Here is a 4,086-nt window from a genome sequence, read left to right on the forward strand (position 1 = left end):
GGTACGCTGTAGTTCGCCGTGCGCTGGAAGACGCTCAGATGGGCGGCGGTCTCGGCGATGACCGGAGCGGCCTGGATGCCGGTGGAGCCGGTGCCGATCAGCCCGACGCGCTTACCGCTGAAATCGACGCCTTCATGCGGCCACTGGCCAGTGTGATACCAGCGCCCTGCGAACGTGTCGAGGCCCGGAATGTTCGGAATATTGGCCGACGACAGGCAGCCGACGGCAGTGATCAGGAACTGCGCCGTGAGCGCTTCGCCCGCGTCAGTGCTCACGCGCCAGAGATTCGCTTGCTCATCGTAGTGCGCGGAACGCACGCGGGTATTGAAGCGAATGTCACGCTTCAGGTCGAAGCGCTCGGCGACATGGTTGAGATAGCGCAGGATCTCCGGCGGGCCGGGATAGCGCTCGGACCACTCCCATTCCCGCATCAACTCCGCTGAGAACGAGTAGCAGTAGGAATGGCTTTCCGAATCGCAGCGGGCGCCGGGATAGCGGTTCCAGTACCACGTGCCCCCGACCCCGTCGGCCGCCTCAAGCACCCGCACCGAAAGACCAAGCCGGTCGCGCAGGCAGAGCAGTTGATAGAGGCCGGAAAACCCGGCGCCAATGACCAGCGCATCGAAGACACCGGCTTGGGCGGATTGGCGTTCCTGGGATTGCGTGATTACGCTTGTCATTGCTTTCCAAATCTCCAGCTCATCAACATTCCAGGCCTGAACGCCTTGTCGTCGAAGGCCTGCGGCGGGGCCGGTGCTTGCGTCGACAACGCCGCGTTGTCAACGCTGAAGCAAGAAGGCGCTGATGCACCGACATGACAATCTATCATGATTGGGTTACTCGACCTGTCGGGCCAACATCGGCGCTTTGCTTTGTATTTCCAGTCCTGGAGATGGGCGCCTGTTGCGAAGACACCGCCTGGTCGACCTTCGAATGGGCATTGAATTGCGTAATGCATTTATCGGTCATCGGCGATGACCACCTGGTACGAGTAACCTTGCTCCGTGAGGAAAAGCTTGCGGTGGTGGGCGAACTCCTCTTCGCGGGTGTCACGCGAGACGAGGGTGAAGAAGTGCGCCGTGCGGCCGTCGCTCTTGGGCCGCAGGATGCGCCCGAGCCGCTGGGCCTCCTCCTGCCGAGAGCCAAACATGCCTGAGACCTGGATGAGCACGTCGGCGTCCGGAAGGTCGATGGCGAAGTTTCCGACCTTCGACAGCACGATGCAATGCAGCTCGTTGCGGCGAAATCGATCATAGATCTGCTCTCGCTCGGACTGCGGTGTCTTGCCGGTGACAAGCGGGGCGTCGAGCTCTTTGGCGATAGCCTCGACCTGGGCAATGTACTCGCCAATGATGAGCACCCGCCCGTCGCGGTGGTCGTCGAGCAGCCTTCGCAGCCGGGCCATCTTCGCCGGGTTCTCGGCGGCAATGCGGAACTGCGACCGCCTGTCCGCGAGGGCGTACTCCATCCGCCGCTCCGCGCTCATGGGCACACGCTCTTCGACGCAAGTCGCGGACGCGATCCAGGCCTGCCGTTCGAGGTCCTTCCAAGGAACGTCGAAGCGCTTGGGCCCGATAAGTGCGAATACGTCTGCCTCGCGACCGTCTTCTCGAACCAGCGTGGCGGTAAGCCCCATTCGCCGCCGCGCCTGCAGGTCCGCGGTTGCGCGAAAGACCGGGGCTGGAAGCAAGTGCACCTCGTCGTAGAGGATGAGCCCCCAGGAACGAGCGCGGAAAAGTTCGAGGTGTGGGAACTCGCCCTCGCGATTCGCGCGCCAGGTGAGGATCTGGTAGGTGGTCAGTGTCACCGGCCCGGTGCTCTTCTGCTCACCCGTATACTCGGCGATGTCGTCCGGCCGAAGGCTCGTCTTGTCGAGCAGCTCGCGCCGCCACTGCTTGACCGAGGTCAGGCTGGTGGTGAGCACGAGCGCCGTTTGCCCGACCATCTTGATGGCAACGAGCCCGACGATCGTTTTCCCCGCACCACAGGGAAGCACGATCACTCCGCTGCCGCCGCGTTCGGAGCCAGCCAGGTAGAACGACTCGGCGGCCTGCCGCTGGTACTCGCGCACCACGAACGGCGCGCCAGAGGCCGCGCACTCGCGCAGAGAGATCTCCATCGCCTCTCCGGCCACATATCCGGCCAGGTCATCGGCTGGGAACCCGGCGGTCAGCAGGGCCTGCTTGAGTACACCGCGTTGGCCCGGGTCGACACGGAAGCTTGTTCCATCGATGCGCTCGGCGAGGTGTTGGCCGGCATCCCGGTCCCGGGCCAAACGTTCGGCGGTGAGTTCGTCGAGGCAGGTGCAACGCAGGTACACGCCGTCGCGCGTGATGACCACGCGGCCATAGCGCGCCGCCAGCTCGAGGATCTCTTGTTCGACGCTGGGCGGGACCGGGTAGCGGGCGTGCTCGTGCAGCGCGGCTACCATCCTCTCGGCAGGCAGACCTGCTGCCCGGGCGTTCCAAATGGACAGTGGCGTGAGGCGGAAGGTATGCACGTGCTCCGGGCTCTTCGCCAGCTCAGCGAAGGGCGCGAGCGCCGCTCTGGCGTTCTCGGCTCGAGGCGCGTGGACATCCAGGAGCACGCTGCAGTCGCTCTGGACGATCAGGGCGTTGTCCGGCGATGGCGCCACGCGGTCAGGCCTCGGCTCCTTGCGGCGGTGAATCGTCAGGCGGTTTCACGCGCCGGTTCTGCGAAGGTCGTGCCTCTTCGATGGCCAACAGGTAGCCCACTTCGCGCAGGGTGCGCTTGAACGCCGCCTCCGATGGCCCCGGCACCACCAGGTGCCGTTCCCCGGCGCGCATGCAGTGCTTGCGCGTCCGCGAGTCGTTGGCGATGAGGGCGGCGAGCGCGGAATCGGCACATTCGATGAGGCGAGCAAGGCCGCGGTCAAGGACCTTCGCGCTTCGATCTGCAACATCGTCGAGCAAGCGGGCGACCGTGTCGGGAATCGGGGCACCGCTTCGCGCCGACAGAAACTCCCGGATTTCGACCAGCGGCCGGCCCTCTTCGATCGCGGCGAGAAGCTTGCCGGCGTCCAGCCGCCAGACGAAGTCCGAGACTGCGGTTGCGTAGGCGTCCAGGGCCAGCCGATCGCCCCGCTCCAGCTGCGCGCCGATGGCCGCGATTTCCAGATTGGGCAGCACGCGCAGGACGGGTTTCACCTCGACGGGCGCGGGCTGGTGTCGCGATTCGGCGCCGAGGCAGTAGGCGCCAAGAGGCGTGACGCGCAAGACCATCAGTCCGTCGTAGCGGCTGAAGTACACCATATCGTCCGTGCCCCACATGTTGTGGTAGTCGCGGCGAGCGCGCGCGGGAGGAATCAGCGCGACGTCGATCAGGCCAAGCGTGGCGGCGTACTCCAGCAAGAGACAGTAGAGGTAGCGTTCCTCCAGGATGCGCTCGCCGTTGTCGTAGCCCAACGAGCCGTACTGCAACTCACCAATGTAGAGGTTCCAGGCGTTGCGAGTCACCGAGAAGTCGTTGCCCGAGGCGAGCAAGAAACGAAAGAACTCGTCAGTCGGTATCCAGCCGCCGACCGGGCATTCCGCCAGGGTGTCGGCGACGGCGTCCCTGCGCGAGGAGACGGCAGTGAGCCCGTGCTTGCCCTTGCCGGTCTGACCCTTGACACAATCGATACGTGAAAGCTCGTCGAGGATGCTCGTGTCCACCCACTTCGTCCAGATCGTCCGGATTGTCTCGGCGGCTGGCTCGGCCAGCGCCTTTCGGCCCGCCTTGGTGAGCTGAAGCTTCGAGCCCGAGAGCTGGGCGAGCCCGCCGGCCTGGAGGAGGAGCGGCCAGGCGAAAGCGCGGATCGGTCCGGCGTTCTCGTCGTGCCACTTGTCTTTCGCCGGGAGGTGCGGGTAGTAATCGCCCCCTTCGAGGACGTTGGTGATCGCGTCGAGGGTCGCAGATGAGGCGCGGCGGGTCTTGTCACTCACCGCGACCTTGCCCGCATCGACGAGCCGCAGAACGGACAGCAGCTCCCGCTGGGCGGTTCGCTCGGTTTCGCGAACCGTGAGAGGCACGACTTCAGTGCCCTTCTCCTGGGTCTTTGTCTCCAAATTCCAGCGTGTGTAGGGA

3 protein-coding genes are annotated in these 4,086 nt (G+C 65.0%); all 3 read right to left on the reverse strand.

Going from position 1 to position 4,086, the window contains the following annotated elements; all coding sequences use genetic code 11:
• Positions 1-680: flavin-containing monooxygenase (locus JHC36_RS03730; protein WP_287916026.1), on the reverse strand; the 680-nt coding region annotated here is incomplete at its 3' end.
• Positions 681-958: 278 nt separating this feature from the next.
• Complete coding sequence (locus tag JHC36_RS03735) at positions 959-2,635, reverse strand: DNA repair helicase XPB (protein ID WP_287916029.1); 1,677 nt, start codon at positions 2,633-2,635, stop codon at positions 959-961.
• 4 nt (positions 2,636-2,639) lie between these two features.
• A partial coding sequence (locus JHC36_RS03740; RefSeq protein WP_287916032.1) for a hypothetical protein occupies positions 2,640-4,086 on the reverse strand: 1,447 nt, incomplete at its 5' end.

Origin of the sequence: Tibeticola sp. (genome assembly GCF_022759015.1) — a bacterium.
Classification (GTDB): domain Bacteria; phylum Pseudomonadota; class Gammaproteobacteria; order Burkholderiales; family Burkholderiaceae_C; genus Tibeticola; species Tibeticola sediminis.